Raw genomic sequence first — 16,734 nt, 5'->3', positions numbered from 1 at the left:
CCGATGGAGAAGACGGGCGCACCGGCGCCGCGCCGGTGGCTCGGATGGCTTGCGCAGGAGCCGGTACTGTCGGTGCTCGCGCTTGGCCTGATCGTGCTGCAATGGGTGCGCCCGCAACCATTTTCCGTGCTGGCCGGTCTCGTCGACTGGCAGACGGTCGCGACGCTCGCGGGCCTGCTGATGCTGACCAAGGCACTTGAGTTGTCCGGCTGCCTGATGTGGCTCGCACACCGTATCGTGCATCACGTGCACTCCGAACGCGGGCTCGCGATGCTGCTCGTCGTGTTCGCCGCGGTGCTGTCGATGTGGCTCACCAACGACGTCGCGCTGTTCGTCGTCGTGCCGTTGATGGTGTCGCTGCGTGCGCTGACGCCGCTGCCGTTCCGGCGGCTCGTGATCGTTGTCGCGCTGGCCGTCAATGCGGGGTCCGTCGCGACGCCGCTCGGTAATCCCCAGAACCTGTTCCTGTGGCAATTGAGCGGCGTGTCGTTCGGCCACTTCGTGGTCACGCTCGGGCCGCTCGCGATCGCGTTGATGGTGCTGCTGCTCGCGCTGACCGCGTGCGCGTTTCGCGCGAAGCCGCTCGACCTGTCGGGCGACGTTGTCGCGCTTCCGGTGCAGCGCATGCATGCGTTGATCGCCGCGGTACTGTTCGCCGCATTCGTGCTGCTCGCCGATGCGCACCATCCGCTGCCGGGCCTGGTTGCGGTCGCGATCATGCTGCTCGTCGTAAGACGTGATGCAGTCCTCAGGATCGACTGGCTGCTGCTGCTGATTTTCGTGCTGATGTTCGTCGTGCTGCGCAGCGCGGCTGCGCTGCCCGCCATCCATGACGCGATTGCGCGTGCCCAGCTCGATTCGCCGCTGCGTGTCTTTGCGGCCGGCGCCGTGCTGTCGCAGGGGATCAGCAACGTGCCGGCGGCCATCCTGCTGTCCGAATTCACGCGCGACTGGCGCGCGCTCGCATTCGGCGTATCGGTCGGCGGTTTCGGTTTCGCGATCGGTTCGCTCGCGAACCTGATCGCGGTGCGTCTCGCGAAGGAGCCGCGCATGTGGCTGCCGTTCCACCTCGTCTCGATTCCGTTCGCGCTCGCGAGCGCCGCACTGGGCGCGTGGCTGCTCGTGCACGGCTGAATGATGCGGGCGTGTGCGGCACAGGCGCGCCATTCGGGTGGTGGGGCGGGTGCACAGCGTTCGCGGTGGTTGCGGGGCTGTTGATAAGTGCGGCCATCCACAGTCGATCGTCTGTGGTGGCATGACAACTGATTGGATGGATCGACGCACCAGCGTCCGATCGAATTTCGCGCATCGGGTGCGGCGGATCGGTTGCCGCGTCTTGCCTGTTCCGGTGCGTCGCACAGAACAATTCCGGCGAGCTGCGCAACAGCGAATTTCTTGCGGGGATCTCGCCGCATCACCGACACGCGCGCCCAGCATCGTTTGCGCGCGATTCCATCGTCGACGCATTTTTCCCGGCAAGAAATACCTGCGCGAAAAAACGACCTTACAACTGTCATCGTACGTCGTCGGTTCGCCCGCTTTTCACATGATGAGGCGACGTTTTACGCAGATTTTTGTCGCGTCTAAAGCCTTGAATCACCTGCAACTATCGCTTACAATCGCCCGGATTTGTTAGCTAGGCACCCCCGAAAGCTTTCGGAAAGATTGGGGCGGATTGGGATTTTGCGGAAGGTTGCGATGGCGGGTCAGGAGGAGCCGAACAATGGGCACGACAAGCACAGCGCACGCCGTAATACCGCACCGGTTGTCGAGACGCGGCACGTAGCCGACGACGATTGGGATGCCGAGCAGCAAGACGACACAACAATCGTTCCGCTTACGCGGGCCGAAGCGGAAACGCTGTTCGGGCCGGATGTAAGCCGACCCTCGCGGGTCACGCCCTACCGGGTGGTGATCGCGCAAGTGGTCTTGTCCTTGGTTGCAACGCTGGCGTGGTGGCTGTTTTCCTCGAAGCCGCCGGGCGCCGCTGCGCAATCTGCATTTCTGGGCGGAGCGATTGGCTGGGTGCCGAGCGCATTGTTTGCGGCGCGTTTGAGGCGAGGCGGTGCCGACACCGTGATGGGTTGGGTGGTCGGCGAAGTACTCAAGATGGGTGCGACGATCGCGCTGTTCGTGGCGATCGCCGTGTGGTACCCCGGTGTGCACTGGGTGCCGTTGCTCATTACGTACTTGCTCGTGCTGAAAACGTACTGGATTGCGTTGGCCTGGCGATAGGCTGTGAGACCTTGCGCAGTTCGACAGGAACATGCGCAGGCGCGTTCCCGCAATAAATTGTTGCGGCGAAGCGGATAGACCGATTTTCGACAATTTGGGTGGCACTAACGATTATGGCAACCAGCGAAGGCTCGCGTGCTCTGGATCCGTCCGAGTACATTGCGCACCACTTGCAGAATTTCTCCACCGCGCATCAGACGTCGATTTTCGATATTCACGTCTGGAATCTCGACACGCTGTTCTGGTCGATCGTCTGCGGTCTCGTTACGATCCTCATCCTGTACATGGCTGCCCGCAAGGCTACGCCGGGCGTGCCGGGTCGTTTCCAGTGCATGATCGAAATGATCGTCGAGATGGTGGAAGACCAGTCGAAAGCGGTCGTTCACGGCAATCGTACCTTCATTGCTCCGCTCGCGCTGACCGTGTTCATCTGGGTCGCGCTGATGAACTCCCTCGACTTTCTCCCCGTCGACCTGCCGGGCCGCGTGATCGGCGTGCTGGGCCTGTCGGAAGTCATCCCGCATCATCGCATCGTCCCGACGGCCGACCTGAACGGCACGCTCGGCATCGCACTCGGCGTCTTCGTGCTGATGATCTACTACAGCATCAAGATCAAGGGCGCGGGCGGCTTCGTGCATGAACTCGTGTCGGCTCCGTTCGGTGCGCATCCGCTGCTGTGGATCCCGAACCTCGGCCTGAACATCGTTGAATATGTCGCCAAGACCGTGTCGCTCGGCATGCGGCTGTTCGGCAACATGTATGCAGGCGAACTGCTGTTCCTGCTGATCGCGTTGCTTGGCAGCATGTGGGGTTTCGGTGCGGACGCATCGGTGCTGGGCTTCATCGGCCACATCCTCGCGGGCAGCATCTGGGCGATCTTCCACATCCTGATTGTTTTGCTGCAAGCGTTCATTTTCATGATGCTGACGCTGGTGTATCTCGGCCAGGCTCACGAATCGCACTAAGCAGCCGGACAATCAAGCAGGTTTGTTTTTAGTTTTTCTTTTAATTCCAGTTCCAAGTCTTTTCACAAAGGAGTGATCATGCAAGCTTTCATCGCCAACATCCAAGGTCTGACCGCTATCGGTATCGGTATCATCATCGGCCTCGGTGCGATCGGCGCCTGTATCGGTATTGGTCTGATGGGTGGCAAGTACATCGAAGCATGCGCACGTCAGCCTGAGCTGATCAACCCGCTGCAAACGAAGATGTTCCTGCTGGCTGGTCTGATCGATGCGGCGTTCCTGATCGGTGTCGGCGTGGCAATGCTGTTTGCATTCGCGAACCCGCTCCTGTCGAAGCTCGCAGGCTAAGGTTCCTCGGAAGATTTGCGCCAGCGATCGCCGGCGCAGGGTGGAACGGATGACGAGCGCCAATCGAATTCACATTCGACGCGCTCCTCCTCGTTTCAATTTCCGGAATAGCAGATAAGGAAACACCGTGAATCTTAACGCAACCCTGTTTGCGCAAATGGTCGTGTTCCTGATCCTCGCGTGGTTCACGATGAAGTTCGTGTGGCCGCCGTTGATCAACGCCCTCGACGAGCGCTCGAAGAAAATTGCCGATGGCCTCTCGGCCGCGGAAAAGGGTCAGGCGGAACTCGCAGCGGCGCACAAGCGCGTCGACCAGGAACTCGCGCAGGCCCGTAACGACGGTCAACAACGCATTGCCGACGCTGAAAAGCGCGCGCAGGCCGTTGCCGAAGAAATCAAGGCTCAAGCCCATGCCGAAGCCGCCCGCATCATCGCTCAGGCGAAGGCGGACGCGGATCAGCAAATCGTGAAGGCGCGTGAAACGCTGCGCGGCGAAGTCGCCACGCTGGCGGTCAAGGGCGCCGAGCAGATCCTGAAGCGCGAAGTCGATCAAACGGCCCACGCCGAACTGCTGAATCAACTGAAAGCCGAGCTCTGATCATGGCCGAACTTGCAACCATCGCCCGCCCTTACGCAGAAGCGCTGTTCCGCGTGGCCGAGGGTGGTGATATCGCCGCCTGGTCCACGCTCGTGCAAGAGCTGGCTCAGGTTGCGCACCTGCCCGAAGTGCTGTCTGTCGCGTCGAGTCCGAAAGTGAGTCGCGCGCAGGTCAACGAGCTGCTGCTCGCCGCGGTGAAATCGCCGCTCGCGACCAGCGCGGAAGCGAAGAACTTCGTGCAGATGCTGGTCGAAAATCACCGTATCGCGCTGCTGCCGGAAATCTCCACGCAGTTCGACGAGCTGAAGAATGCGCGCGAAGGCGCGGCAGACGTGCAGATCGTCAGCGCGTTTCCGCTCGAAGGCGCACAGCTCACCGACCTCATCGCCAGCCTCGAACGCAAGTTCAAGCGCAAACTGAAGCCGACGGTCGAGACCGATGCGTCGCTGATCGGCGGCGTGCGCGTGACGGTCGGCGACGAAGTGCTCGATACCTCGGTCCGCGCGCGGCTCGCCAGCATGCAGACAGCCTTGAGCGCTTGAGCGCCCAGGCAGCCGGCACGCAACAGAATTGACTATCAGGAGCGAATAATGCAACTCAATCCCTCTGAGATCAGCGAGCTGATCAAGAGCCGGATCCAGGGCCTTGAAGCGAGCGCAGACGTTCGCAACCAGGGCACCGTGATCTCCGTGACCGACGGTATCGTGCGTATCCACGGCCTGTCGGACGTGATGCAGGGCGAAATGCTCGAGTTTCCGGGCAACACGTTCGGTCTCGCGCTGAACCTCGAGCGCGACTCGGTCGGCGCGGTGATTCTCGGCGAATACGAACACATCTCGGAAGGCGACATCGTCAAGACGACGGGCCGCATTCTGGAAGTCCCGGTTGGTCCGGAACTCGTCGGCCGCGTGGTCGATGCGCTCGGCAACCCGATCGACGGCAAGGGCCCGGTCAATGCAAAGCTGACCGACGCGATCGAAAAGATCGCTCCGGGCGTGATCTGGCGTAAGTCGGTGTCGCAGCCGGTGCAGACGGGCATCAAGTCGATCGACGCGATGGTGCCGATCGGCCGTGGCCAGCGTGAGCTGATCATCGGCGACCGTCAGTGCGGCAAGACCGCGGTGGCGCTCGACGCGATCATCAACCAGAAGGGCAAGGACCTGATCTGTATCTACGTCGCGATCGGCCAGAAGGCTTCGTCGATCATGAACGTGGTTCGCAAGCTCGAAGAAACGGGCGCGATGGAATACACGATCGTCGTCGCCGCTTCGGCATCGGATTCCGCTGCAATGCAGTACCTGGCACCGTACGCCGGCTGCACGATGGGCGAATACTTCCGCGACCGCGGTCAAGACGCGCTGATCATTTATGACGACTTGACCAAGCAAGCCTGGGCATACCGTCAGATCTCGCTGCTGCTGCGCCGCCCGCCGGGCCGTGAAGCATACCCGGGCGACGTGTTCTATCTGCACTCGCGTCTGCTCGAGCGTGCGGCTCGCGTGTCGGAAGAGTACGTCGAGAAGTTCACGAACGGCGAAGTGAAGGGCAAGAGCGGTTCGCTGACGGCACTGCCGGTCATCGAAACGCAGGCAGGCGACGTGACCGCGTTCGTTCCGACGAACGTGATCTCGATTACCGACGGCCAGATCTTCCTGGAAACCGACCTGTTCAACGCAGGCATCCGCCCGGCAATCAACGCCGGCGTGTCGGTGTCGCGAGTCGGTGGCGCCGCTCAGACGAAGGTCGTGAAGAAGCTGTCGGGCGGTATCCGTACCGACCTCGCGCAGTACCGTGAACTCGCCGCATTCGCGCAGTTCGCATCGGACCTCGACGAAGCGACCCGCAAGCAGCTCGAGCGTGGCCGCCGCGTGACGGAACTGCTGAAGCAGCCGCAGTACCAGCCGCTGCAGGTGTGGGAACTGGCCGTGTCGCTGTACGCCGCAAACAACGGCTACCTCGACGACCTCGACGTCAAGCAAGTGCTGGCGTTCGAGAAGGGCCTGCGCGACAACCTGAAGACCAGCCACGCTGACCTCATCAAGCGCATCGAAGACACCAAGGATCTCTCGAAGGACGACGAAGGCGCGCTGCGCGCGGCGATCGAATCCTTCAAGAAGTCCGGTGCCTATTGATCCGCGAGTGACACACTGAGGCCGCGCGGGTGCGTGATGCGCCCGCGCCGCTTCGGTCAAGGAGCAAGCTATGGCTGGAATGAAGGAAATTCGCGGCAAGATCAAGAGCGTGCAAAACACGCGCAAGATCACGAAGGCGATGGAGATGGTGGCCGCATCGAAGATGCGCCGCGCGCAGGAACGCATGCGCGCAGCTCGTCCGTACGCGGACAAGGTCCGTGCCATCGCCGCGCACATGAGCCGCGCGAACCCGGAGTACCGCCACCCGTTCATGGTGGCGAACGAAGGCGTGAACACGGCCGGCATCATCCTTGTCACGACGGACAAGGGTCTGTGCGGTGGTCTGAACACCAACGTGCTGCGTGCGACGGTGCAGAAGTTCAAGGAGCTGGAAGAGAAGGGCCAGAAGGTCGAAGCCACCGCGATCGGTAGCAAGGGCCTCGGGTTCCTGAACCGCTTCGGCGCGAAGGTGATGTCGCAGGTCGTGCACCTCGGCGACACCCCGCACCTGGACAAGCTGATCGGCGCCGTGAAGACGCAGCTCGATCTGTACTCGGAAGGCAAGCTGTCGGCGGTCTATATCGCGTACACGCGCTTCGTCAACACGATGAAGCAGGAATCCGTGATCGAGCAACTGCTGCCGCTGTCGTCGGAACACTTCGAAACGGATGACGGCACGCCGTCGACTTCGTGGGACTACATCTACGAGCCGGACGCGCAGGCAGTCGTTGACGAACTGCTCGTGCGTTACGTCGAGGCGCTGGTGTACCAGGCCGTCGCGGAGAACATGGCGTCCGAGCAATCGGCGCGCATGGTCGCGATGAAGGCCGCGTCCGACAACGCGAAGACGGTGATCAGCGAACTGCAGCTCGTGTACAACAAGAGCCGTCAGGCCGCGATTACGAAAGAACTGTCGGAGATCGTCGGCGGCGCAGCCGCTGTTTAAGCGCGCGCCCGGGACGACAACTGCGCCTTTGCGCGAGTAAAGAATCAGGTATTTAAAGGAAAAGCGATGAGTACTGCTGCTTTGGTAGAAGGCAAGATCGTACAGTGCATCGGCGCCGTTATCGACGTGGAATTCCCGCGCGACAGCATGCCGAAGATCTACGACGCGCTTATTCTCGATGGCTCGGAACTGACGCTCGAAGTCCAGCAGCAGCTGGGCGACGGCGTGGTCCGGACCATCTGTCTGGGTGCATCCGACGGCCTGCGCCGCGGTCTGGTGGTCAAGAACACGCGGAAGCCGATCTCGGTGCCGGTCGGCAAGCCGACCCTCGGCCGGATTATGGACGTGCTCGGCCGTCCGATCGACGAAGCGGGCCCGATCGAGAGCGACGTGACGCGCTCGATCCACCAGAAGGCGCCGGCGTTCGACGAACTGTCGCCGTCGACCGAACTGCTCGAAACGGGTATCAAGGTCATCGACCTGATCTGCCCGTTCGCCAAGGGCGGCAAGGTCGGTCTGTTCGGTGGTGCTGGCGTGGGCAAGACCGTCAACATGATGGAGCTCATCAACAACATCGCGAAGGAACACGGCGGTTACTCCGTGTTCGCGGGCGTGGGCGAGCGTACCCGTGAAGGGAACGACTTCTACCACGAAATGAAGGACTCGAACGTTCTCGACAAGGTCGCGCTGGTGTACGGCCAGATGAACGAGCCGCCGGGCAACCGTCTGCGCGTCGCGCTGACCGGCCTGACGATGGCCGAGCACTTCCGTGACGAAGGCCTCGACGTGCTGTTCTTCGTCGACAACATCTACCGTTTCACGCTGGCCGGTACCGAAGTGTCGGCACTGCTCGGCCGTATGCCATCGGCAGTGGGCTATCAGCCGACGCTGGCTGAAGAAATGGGCAAGCTGCAAGAGCGCATCACGTCGACCAAGAAGGGCTCGATTACGTCGGTCCAGGCCGTGTACGTCCCTGCGGATGACTTGACCGACCCGTCGCCGGCTACGACCTTCGGCCACTTGGACGCAACCGTCGTTCTGTCGCGTGACATCGCTTCGCTGGGTATCTACCCGGCGGTCGACCCGCTCGACTCGACGTCGCGCCAGATCGACCCGAACGTGATCGGTGAAGAGCACTACACGATCACGCGTCGCGTTCAGCAGACGCTGCAGCGCTACAAGGAACTGCGCGACATCATCGCGATTCTGGGCATGGACGAACTGTCGCCGGAAGACAAGCTGTCGGTCGCGCGTGCACGTAAGATCCAGCGTTTCCTGTCGCAGCCGTTCCACGTTGCTGAAGTGTTCACGGGCTCGCCGGGCAAGTACGTGCCGCTGAAGGAAACGATCCGTGGCTTCAAGATGATCGTCGACGGCGAGTGCGATCACCTGCCGGAGCAGGCGTTCTACATGGTCGGCACGATCGACGAAGCCTTCGAAAAGGCCAAGAAGATCCAGTAAGGGTCATGTGATCGGAGTAAGCGCTGAAGCGCTCACTCCCGCCGACCGCCGCAGGGCAGGAGTCAGTGCTGAGGCGCTAACTCTTGCCAACCGCGGCATGGGGCGGGGGTAAGTGCCAAAGCACTCACTCCCGCCGACAGGAGTCGATATGGCAACCATCAAAGTAGACGTCGTCAGCGCGGAAGAGCAGATCTTCTCGGGCCAGGCGAAATTCGTCGCGCTGCCGGGCGAAGCGGGTGAACTGGGCATTCTGCCGGGTCACACGCCGCTGATCACGCGGATTCGTCCGGGTGCGGTGCGCATCGAAGTCGAGGGCGGCAACGACGAATTCGTGTTCGTCGCGGGCGGCATTCTCGAAGTGCAGCCGGGTGCCGTGACGGTGCTCGCCGATACCGCGATCCGCGGCAAGGACCTCGACGCGGCGAAAGCCGAGGAAGCGCGCAAGCGCGCCGAGGAAACGCTGCAGAACGCGAAGTCGGATCTCGACCTCGCGAAAGCGCAATCCGAGCTTGCGACCGCGATGGCGCAGCTCGAGGCGATCCAGCGTCTGGCGAAGATTCGCAGCCGGCACTGAGCCGCGCCGCGTATCCCGCGAAAGAAAGGCAGCCTTCGGGCTGCTTTTTTTTCGTCTGCCGTTTGCGCGCCAGGTCGTTTCGTCCGGTCGTGCTATTTCATCCGTCCGCCTCGATTTGATGTCAGAGTGTTGTCAGCAGAGCGGGTCATCATCCGCGGTGAGGCTGTCCGTCGCGATCGCGGCGGCGGAGGCGGGCGCCGGAAGTGCGCGCGGGCCGATCGGACAAAAAGGACGGAGACATTCATGGCAGCAGACCTTGGCGTAGCGGCGCTGATCGCGCCCGAAAACGGCTTGTCGTACGTGCGCGGCGCGACCGACGTGCCGCTATCCGAAGCGACGATCGGCCGTTTCCTGCTCGACACGGCCGGACGCTTCCCCGACCGTCTGGCCGTCGTGTTCCGCGAGCAGCAGGTGCGCTGGACCTGGCGCGAGTTCGCGAACGAGGTCGACGTGCTGGCGGCCGGCCTGGCCGCGCTCGGCATCGTGAAGGGCGATTGCGTCGGTATCTGGTCGCCGAACCGCAGCGAGTGGCTGCTGACGCAGTTCGCGACCGCCCGTATCGGCGCGGTGCTCGTCAACATCAATCCGGCCTACCGGCTGTCGGAGCTCGAATACGCGCTGAACAAGGTCGGCTGCAAAGCCGTGATCGCGGCCGAGCGCTTCAAGACTTCCGCGTACGTCGAGATGCTGCAGACCATCGCGCCCGAGCTTGCGACCGCGACGCCGGGCGACCTGCATGCGGCACGCGTGCCGAGCCTGCGCACGGTCGTGTCGATGGGCGACGTCGCGCCGGCCGGCATGTTCCGTTTTGCTGACCTGATGGCGCGCGGCCGCCAGGCCGTCGATTCCGCGCTGCTCGATGCGATCGGCGCGACGCTCACGTCCACCGACGCGATCAACATCCAGTTCACGAGCGGCACGACCGGCAGCCCGAAGGGCGCGACGCTCACGCATCGCAACGTCGTCAACAACGGGCGCTCGATCGCGACGGCGATGCGTTTCACCGAGCAGGACACGCTGTGCATTCCGGTGCCGCTGTACCACTGCTTCGGGATGGTGCTGGCCGTGCTTGCCTGCGTGTCGAAGGGCGCGGCGATGGTGTTCCCCGGCGAAGCGTTCGACCCGGTCGCGACGCTCGCGGCCGTGACCGACGAGCGCTGCACCGCGCTGCACGGCGTGCCGACGATGTTCATCGCGGAGCTCGATCATCCGCAGTTCGCGACCTTCGAGCTGTCGACGCTGCGCACCGGGATCATGGCCGGCTCGCCGTGCCCGATCGAGACGATGAAGCGTGTCGTGTCGCAGATGCACCTGTCGGAGATCACGATCGCGTACGGGATGACGGAGACGAGCCCCGTGTCGTTCCAGAGCTCGACCGACGATCCGCTCGAGAAGCGCACGACGACGGTCGGGCGCATCCAGCCGCATCTGGAAGTGAAGATCGTCGATCCGGGCGGCGAGATCGTGCCGGTCGGCGCGACGGGCGAGCTGTGCACGAAGGGTTATTCGGTGATGCTCGGCTACTGGGACGACGACGCGAAGACACGCGAGGTGCTGGTCGACGGCTGGATGCATACGGGCGATCTCGCGACGCTCGACGCGGACGGCTACTGCAACATCGTCGGCCGGCTGAAGGACATGGTGATTCGCGGCGGCGAGAACGTCTATCCGCGCGAGATCGAGGAATTCCTGTTTCGGCATCCGAAGATCCAGAGCGCGCAGGTGTTCGGCGTACCCGATGCGAAATACGGCGAGGAGTTGTGCGCGTGGATCGTGCTGCGCGCGGACGAGCAGATGACCGAGGACGATGTGCGTGCGTTCTGCAACGGGCAGATCGCGCACTACAAGATTCCGCGTTATATCCGCTTCGTCGACGAACTGCCGATGACGGTGACGGGCAAGGTGCAGAAGTTCGTGATGCGCGACCGGATGATCGAGGAACTGAAGCTCGACGTGCAGAAGACCGCGTAAATCGGCCTGGCGGCTCGGCGGCCAAAAAAAGCGCGACGGCCTGAAGGCCGTTGCGTTTTCGATGGACGAAAAAAAGCGGGCTTATTAGCCCGCTAAAAACCACACGCTACGGGGTTAGCGCGAGGAGACCAAAGATGAAACCGAGTCCGGCGGGGGGCCGGAAACGACTCCAACAGGGATGCCCCTGGGAAGGGCTTCGGTACGTGACCGACTGGCTCGCAGCGCTTCGCGTCCGCTCACACTTGGCACACGAGACCGCATCCGTGTTGAAACCGTTGAGGCCATTGTGGGCGAATTAATGACCCGTCGCGGTAACAAAGTGTTTCAGGTTGTAACGCCCGCCAGATAAGGCTTCCCGGGATTTTTTGCTGTTTTCGGGATTCTGAAAAAGGTCATTTTTACCCATATTTTCCTCAGCGTTTTCATCGCATGCGCACGATGCGTTTTTCATGCGTATCAGGCTCGATGAACTGCCGATTTGCACGCGAGAAAGTGCGCCGCGCGGCAGATACCGCGCATGACGATTCATTCGTCGGAAAGATTTTGAAACGTGATCGGAATGCGTGGAAGTCGGCCGTTCGGCCAATTCGGCGGTTTCGGGCGGGTTTCTCGCCGCCGGCGTGCGGCGTCGAAGTGTAACGGCGGTCGGCCGGCCACCGCCGCGCAGCCACTTTTACGGGCGGCAGCCACGGGGTCGGTGCCCGTTATCGGCCGCCGCGCGCCGGCTCGCTTACTTCAGCCACTTGTCCGAAATCGCCTGGTATTCGCCGGTCGACAGCGCGAGATGCAGCCACTGGTCGACGTACTGCTGGAACGCGACATCGCCGCGCGGCACCATGTAGGCCTTCTCGCCGAACTGGAACGGCTTGTCCGGATGCGCCGAGCACAGGCCCGGATTCAGCTTTTGCTGCAGCAGCGTCTCGGACGCATCCGTCACCATCACGTCGGCCTTGCCCGCGAGGATCTGCTTGAAGATCGTCACGTTGTCCGGATAGACGGTCAGGTTCGCGTGCGGGAAATACTGCTTCGCGAAACGCTCGTTGGTGCCGCCCGGGTTCACGATCACACGTGTTTCGGGCCGGTCGATCTGCGCGACAGTCTGGTATTTGTCGGCGTCCGCGCAGCGTGCGATCGGCGTCTTGCCGTCGACGACGTACGGCTGCGTGAAGAACACGCGCTTCTGGCGCTCGAGCGTCGTCGAGACGCCGCCCACCGCGATGTCGCACTTCGCGACGAAATCGCCGGTCAGGTTCGGCCAGCTCGTCTTCACGTAGTCGGTCTTCACGCCGAGCGACTTCGCGAGCGATTCGGCCATGTCGATGTCGATGCCCTCGAAGCGGCCGTCCGCGCGATAGTACGAATACGGCTTGTAGTCGCCCGTCGTGCAGACGCGCAGCGCGCCGCGCACGAGCACGTCGTCGAGCCGCGAGCCGGCGCCCGGTGCGGCCGCGGCGGCGCCCGCGCCGGTCTGCGCGTGCGCGGCGGCGCAGCAAAGCAACGCGGCCGCGGCGAGCGTGGCGAATGTCTTCATCGGTCTCCTCCTTGGTTTCGTTCGATATGAGCGTCCGATCATAACGGAGCCATCGCGCGCGTCATATGGCCGCCATCGCGTCGGATGCGCAGCCCGGCGGCGGCAGTCCGGTAAAATGCCGGTTTGCTCTCGCATCGTCGCTCCTACCGTGGCCCATACCCTGCTCAACGACACCTTCCTGCGTGCGCTTCTGCGCGAGCCGACCGACTACACGCCGATCTGGCTGATGCGCCAGGCTGGCCGCTACCTGCCCGAATACAACGCGACGCGCGCGCGCGCCGGCAGCTTCCTCGGTCTCGCGAAGAATCCCGACTACGCGACCGAAGTGACGCTGCAGCCGCTCGAGCGCTTTCCGCTCGACGCCGCGATCCTGTTCTCGGACATCCTGACGATTCCGGACGCGATGGGGCTCGGCCTCGACTTCCAGGTCGGCGAAGGGCCGAAGTTCGCGCACCCGGTGCGCACCGAGGCCGACGTCGCGAAACTCGCGGTGCCGGACATCGACGAGACGCTCGGTTACGTGACCGGCGCGGTGCGCGAGATCCGCCGCGCGCTCACCGATGGCCAGGGCCGCCAGCGCGTGCCGCTGATCGGCTTCTCGGGCAGCCCGTGGACGCTCGCGTGCTACATGGTCGAAGGCGGGGGGTCGGACGATTTCCGCACGGTGAAGTCGATGGCGTATTCGCGTCCCGACCTGATGCACCGGATTCTCGACGTGAACGCGCAGGCGGTGGCCGCGTACCTGAACGCGCAGATCGAAGCGGGCGCGCAGGCCGTGATGATCTTCGACACGTGGGGCGGCGCGCTGGCGGACGGCGCGTACCAGCGCTTTTCGCTCGACTACATCCGCCGCGTGGTCGCGCAGCTCAAGCGCGAGCACGACGGCGAGCGTGTGCCGGTGATCACGTTCACGAAGGGCGGCGGGCTGTGGCTCGAGGAAATCGCGGCGATCGGCGTCGACGCGGTCGGGCTCGACTGGACGGTCAACCTCGGCGCCGCGCGCGAACGTGTCGCGGGGCGCGTCGCGCTGCAGGGCAACCTCGACCCGACGATCCTGTTTGCGCCGCCGGCCGCGGTGCGCGAACAGGCGCGCGCGGTGCTCGACAGCTACGGCAACCATCCGGGCCACGTGTTCAACCTCGGGCACGGCATCTCGCAATTCACATCGCCCGACCACGTCGCCGAACTCGTCGACGAGGTGCACAACCACAGCCGCGCGATCCGGAGCGGAGCCGCCGGCTGAACGCAAGCGCCGTCATGCTGCACTGCAGGGTGACGGTGTTTCGTTATTGAAACTAAACAGGGCGCAACCCCGCACCGGTTGCCGATTCGTTGCTTGTCAAGACTTGACTTATACACATTTTCCACGTTGCAGCGCGGTAGAGCCCCGTATCGGTCAATTTGTCTCGCTATGGTCTGGTAATTTGAATAGCAGCCTTATGGAATAAGGCTCCGCGGGGCGCCGCAACAAGCGGCGAAAAACGGCGGAAAGCACGGCCCCGCGCGCGTTGCGGCCATTGAGCGACGAGTTCTCAACAAAGTTATCCACAGGCTGGGCAGGGTATACGGCGATTCCTAATGCGAATCCAAAACTTAGCGCCGAATCTGAAGTTTTACTTTAAGTTCGCTGCCGCGATGCGGACGCGGATGCAAGCCGTCCACGCGGCGCGTGCCGCCGCCGGAGCGCCGTGATGGACGGCACCTACCTGCGCGTCGCGCTCGACCATCCGCTTGCGACCCTGTTCGACTACCGCTGCGACGCGCAGCCGGCGCCCGTGCCCGGCACGCTCGTGCAGGTGCCGTTCGGCAAGCGGCAGGCCGTCGGGCTCGTTTGCGAAGTGACGACTCACACCGACGTGCCGCCGTCCCGGCTGCGCGCGATCGACGCGATCTGCTCCGACCTGCCGCCGTTGTCGGCGGACTGGCTCGCGCTCGTGTCGTTCGCCGCCGACTACTATCAGCGCGGGCGGGGCGAGGTCGCGCTGCCGGCACTGCCGCAAGCGCTGCGCGACGCCGGGCGCTGGGGGCGGCTGCTCGCGCCCGAGATGCGCTACCGGCCGACGGACGCGGGCCGCGCGGCACTGCCCGACGCGTTGCCCGCGCGCGGGGCCGCGCTGCGACGGCTCGCACAGGCGCTCGTCGATACCGGCTCGCTGACGCTGCCCGATGCGCGCGCGCTGCATCCGAAGGCGGCCGCGACGCTCGACGACTGGGCGGCGCGCGGCTGGGTCGACGTCGAGGAGATCGGCTGGGCCGATACGCCTGTGCCCAAAGCTGTGGATAACCTGTCGACAACCGGTGGACGAGCTGTGCCGCCGGCGCTCACCGACCAGCAGGCCGAGGCGCTCGACGCGATCCGCGCCGCGCAGGGCTTCGCGCCGTTCCTGCTGCACGGCGTGACGGGCAGCGGCAAGACCGAGGTCTACCTGCATGCGCTCGCGTCGCTGCTCGATGCGCGGCCGGATGCGCAGGCGCTCGTGCTCGTCCCCGAAATCAACCTGACGCCGCAGTTCGAGGCCGCGTTTCGCGCGCGCTTCGCCGGGGCGCTCGCCGACGACGCGATCGTCACGCTGCACAGCGGGCTCGCCGAGGGCGAGCGGGCGCGCAACTGGCTCGCCGCGCATACGGGCCGCGCGCGGATCGTGCTCGGCACGCGCCTCGCGGTGCTCGCGTCGATGCCGACGCTCGCGCTGGTCGTCGTCGACGAGGAGCACGAGCCTGCGTACAAGCAGCAGGAAGGGCTGCGCTATTCGGCGCGCGATCTCGCCGTGTGGCGCGCGAAGCAGCTCGGCATCACCGTCGTGCTCGGTTCGGCCACGCCGTCGCTCGAAACCTGGTGGCAGGCCGAGCAGGGCCGCTACACGCGGCTCACGCTGTCGCGCCGCGCGGTGGCCGACGCGACGCTGCCGACCGTGCGGCTGATCGATCTCGAAGAGGAACGGCGGCGCGGGCGCGCGTCGTTGGGCGGGCTGTCGGGGCCGCTCGTCGCCGGGTTGAAGGGGCGGCTCGAGCGCGGCGAACAAAGTCTCGTGTTCCTGAACCGGCGCGGTTACGCGCCGCAGCTCGCGTGCGATGCATGCGGCTGGGTCGCGGGCTGCCCGCGCTGCAGCGCGTACGTCGTGCTGCACAAACCCGAACATGCGCTGCGCTGCCATCACTGCGGCTGGGAGTCGCGCATTCCGCGGTCGTGCCCCGAGTGCGGGAACGTCGACATCGCGCCGCTCGGGCGCGGCACGCAGCGCATCGAGGAGGCACTCGCCGAAGCCGTGCCGGGCGCACGCGTGCTGCGGATCGACGCGGACAGCACGCGCCGCAAGGGCAGTGCGCAGGCGCTGTTTTCCGACGTGCACGCGGGCGAGGTCGACATCCTCGTCGGCACGCAGATGATCGCGAAGGGGCACGACTTCCAGCGCGTGTCGCTCGTCGGCGTGCTCAATGCCGACACCGCGCTGTTCTCGCACGATTTCCGCGCGAGCGAGCGGCTGTTCGCGCAGCTGATGCAGGTGAGCGGCCGCGCGGGACGCGCCGGGCTGCCGGGTGAGGTGCTTGTACAGACGCGTTACCCGCGTCACGCGCTGTACCACGCACTCGGGCGGCAGGATTACATCGGCTTCGCGAGTTCGACGCTCGGCGAGCGCCGCGACGCGCACCTGCCGCCGTTCGTCTACCAGGCGCTGCTGCGCGCCGAAGGACGCACGCTCGACGCGGCGCTCGGGTTCCTGCTGCAGGCCGCGGCCGCGCTGCCGGGGCTGCCGGGCGCGGATCGCGTGACCGTGTACGACGCGGTGCCGATGACGATCGTCAAGGTCGCGAACGTCCACCGCGCGCAGTTGCTGCTCGAAAGCGCGTCGCGGGCGGCGCTGCAGCATGCGCTGCGCGCGTGGCAGCCGGAGCTGCGCGCGCTGAAGGGCGTGCTGCGGTGGAGCGTCGAAGTCGATCCGCTGGATATCTGAGCGGCGCCCGCGCGGCCATC

15 protein-coding genes are annotated in these 16,734 nt (G+C 64.4%); 13 read left to right on the top strand and 2 right to left on the bottom strand.

All coding sequences use genetic code 11. The annotated features are described in order from the left end of the window. Positions 1–3: 3 nt before the first annotated feature. The 11 genes from ACTRWB_RS29535 to ACTRWB_RS29485 all read left to right on the top strand — a co-directional run bounded on the left by ACTRWB_RS29535 (position 4) and on the right by ACTRWB_RS29485 (position 11,230). A complete protein-coding gene (locus tag ACTRWB_RS29535; RefSeq protein WP_446903918.1) occupies positions 4–1,134 on the top strand; it encodes an SLC13 family permease in 1,131 nt (376 codons plus the stop codon). Positions 1,135–1,698: 564 nt separating this feature from the next. Then, entirely contained in the window at positions 1,699–2,235 is a 537-nt protein-coding gene (locus ACTRWB_RS29530; RefSeq protein WP_129513369.1) for an ATP synthase subunit I, read from the top strand. 113 nt (positions 2,236–2,348) lie between these two features. Continuing rightward, positions 2,349–3,200 (top strand): F0F1 ATP synthase subunit A, encoded by an 852-nt coding sequence (atpB, locus tag ACTRWB_RS29525; protein ID WP_412023366.1) that lies wholly within the window; start codon positions 2,349–2,351, stop codon positions 3,198–3,200. A 78-nt stretch (positions 3,201–3,278) separates the two neighbouring features. Beyond that, the gene (atpE, locus tag ACTRWB_RS29520) at positions 3,279–3,548 is read left to right on the top strand and encodes a F0F1 ATP synthase subunit C (RefSeq protein ID WP_025990054.1); all 270 of its coding nucleotides are present in this window, start codon (positions 3,279–3,281) and stop codon (positions 3,546–3,548) included. Between the two features lie 127 nt (positions 3,549–3,675). Continuing rightward, the gene (locus ACTRWB_RS29515; protein ID WP_048247917.1) at positions 3,676–4,146 is read left to right on the top strand and encodes a F0F1 ATP synthase subunit B; all 471 of its coding nucleotides are present in this window, start codon (positions 3,676–3,678) and stop codon (positions 4,144–4,146) included. 2 nt (positions 4,147–4,148) lie between these two features. After that, positions 4,149–4,688 carry a F0F1 ATP synthase subunit delta gene (locus ACTRWB_RS29510; RefSeq protein WP_048247914.1) on the top strand — a complete coding sequence of 180 codons (540 nt, stop codon included), beginning with the start codon at positions 4,149–4,151 and terminating at the stop codon, positions 4,686–4,688. A 48-nt stretch (positions 4,689–4,736) separates the two neighbouring features. Next, entirely contained in the window at positions 4,737–6,278 is a 1,542-nt protein-coding gene (gene atpA, locus ACTRWB_RS29505; protein ID WP_096506711.1) for a F0F1 ATP synthase subunit alpha, read from the top strand. A 70-nt stretch (positions 6,279–6,348) separates the two neighbouring features. Then, positions 6,349–7,224, top strand: a complete 876-nt coding sequence (gene atpG / locus ACTRWB_RS29500) for a F0F1 ATP synthase subunit gamma (RefSeq protein WP_048247911.1) — start codon at positions 6,349–6,351, stop codon at positions 7,222–7,224. 66 nt (positions 7,225–7,290) lie between these two features. After that, positions 7,291–8,685, top strand: coding sequence for a F0F1 ATP synthase subunit beta (gene atpD / locus ACTRWB_RS29495; RefSeq protein ID WP_129513371.1), 1,395 nt, complete (start codon positions 7,291–7,293; stop codon positions 8,683–8,685). A gap of 148 nt (positions 8,686–8,833) precedes the next feature. Beyond that, positions 8,834–9,259 (top strand): F0F1 ATP synthase subunit epsilon, encoded by a 426-nt coding sequence (locus tag ACTRWB_RS29490; RefSeq protein WP_048247907.1) that lies wholly within the window; start codon positions 8,834–8,836, stop codon positions 9,257–9,259. Between the two features lie 243 nt (positions 9,260–9,502). Beyond that, the gene (locus ACTRWB_RS29485; RefSeq protein WP_446903917.1) at positions 9,503–11,230 is read left to right on the top strand and encodes an AMP-binding protein; all 1,728 of its coding nucleotides are present in this window, start codon (positions 9,503–9,505) and stop codon (positions 11,228–11,230) included. A 295-nt stretch (positions 11,231–11,525) separates the two neighbouring features. Here ACTRWB_RS29485 and ACTRWB_RS29480 read toward each other — a convergent pair whose 3' ends face one another. Both ACTRWB_RS29480 and ACTRWB_RS29475 read right to left on the bottom strand, forming a co-directional pair. Beyond that, the gene (locus tag ACTRWB_RS29480) at positions 11,526–11,681 is read right to left on the bottom strand and encodes a hypothetical protein (protein ID WP_196319601.1); all 156 of its coding nucleotides are present in this window, start codon (positions 11,679–11,681) and stop codon (positions 11,526–11,528) included. Between the two features lie 279 nt (positions 11,682–11,960). Beyond that, positions 11,961–12,761: a transporter substrate-binding domain-containing protein gene (locus ACTRWB_RS29475; protein ID WP_446903916.1), complete on the bottom strand. Its 801-nt coding sequence runs from the start codon at positions 12,759–12,761 to the stop codon at positions 11,961–11,963. A gap of 148 nt (positions 12,762–12,909) precedes the next feature. Here ACTRWB_RS29475 and hemE point away from each other — a divergent pair, with 148 nt between their 5' ends. Both hemE and ACTRWB_RS29465 read left to right on the top strand, forming a co-directional pair. Next, complete coding sequence (gene hemE / locus ACTRWB_RS29470) at positions 12,910–14,004, top strand: uroporphyrinogen decarboxylase (RefSeq protein WP_319022246.1); 1,095 nt, start codon at positions 12,910–12,912, stop codon at positions 14,002–14,004. A 448-nt stretch (positions 14,005–14,452) separates the two neighbouring features. Then, positions 14,453–16,714, top strand: coding sequence for a primosomal protein N' (locus ACTRWB_RS29465; protein ID WP_446903915.1), 2,262 nt, complete (start codon positions 14,453–14,455; stop codon positions 16,712–16,714). The last annotated feature ends 20 nt before the right edge of the window (positions 16,715–16,734 follow it).

It is taken from the genome of Burkholderia sp. YIM B11467 (assembly GCF_052952715.1).
The sequence above is the reverse complement of the archived record's forward strand: the minus strand, read 5'-3'. Positions and strand labels throughout refer to the sequence as shown.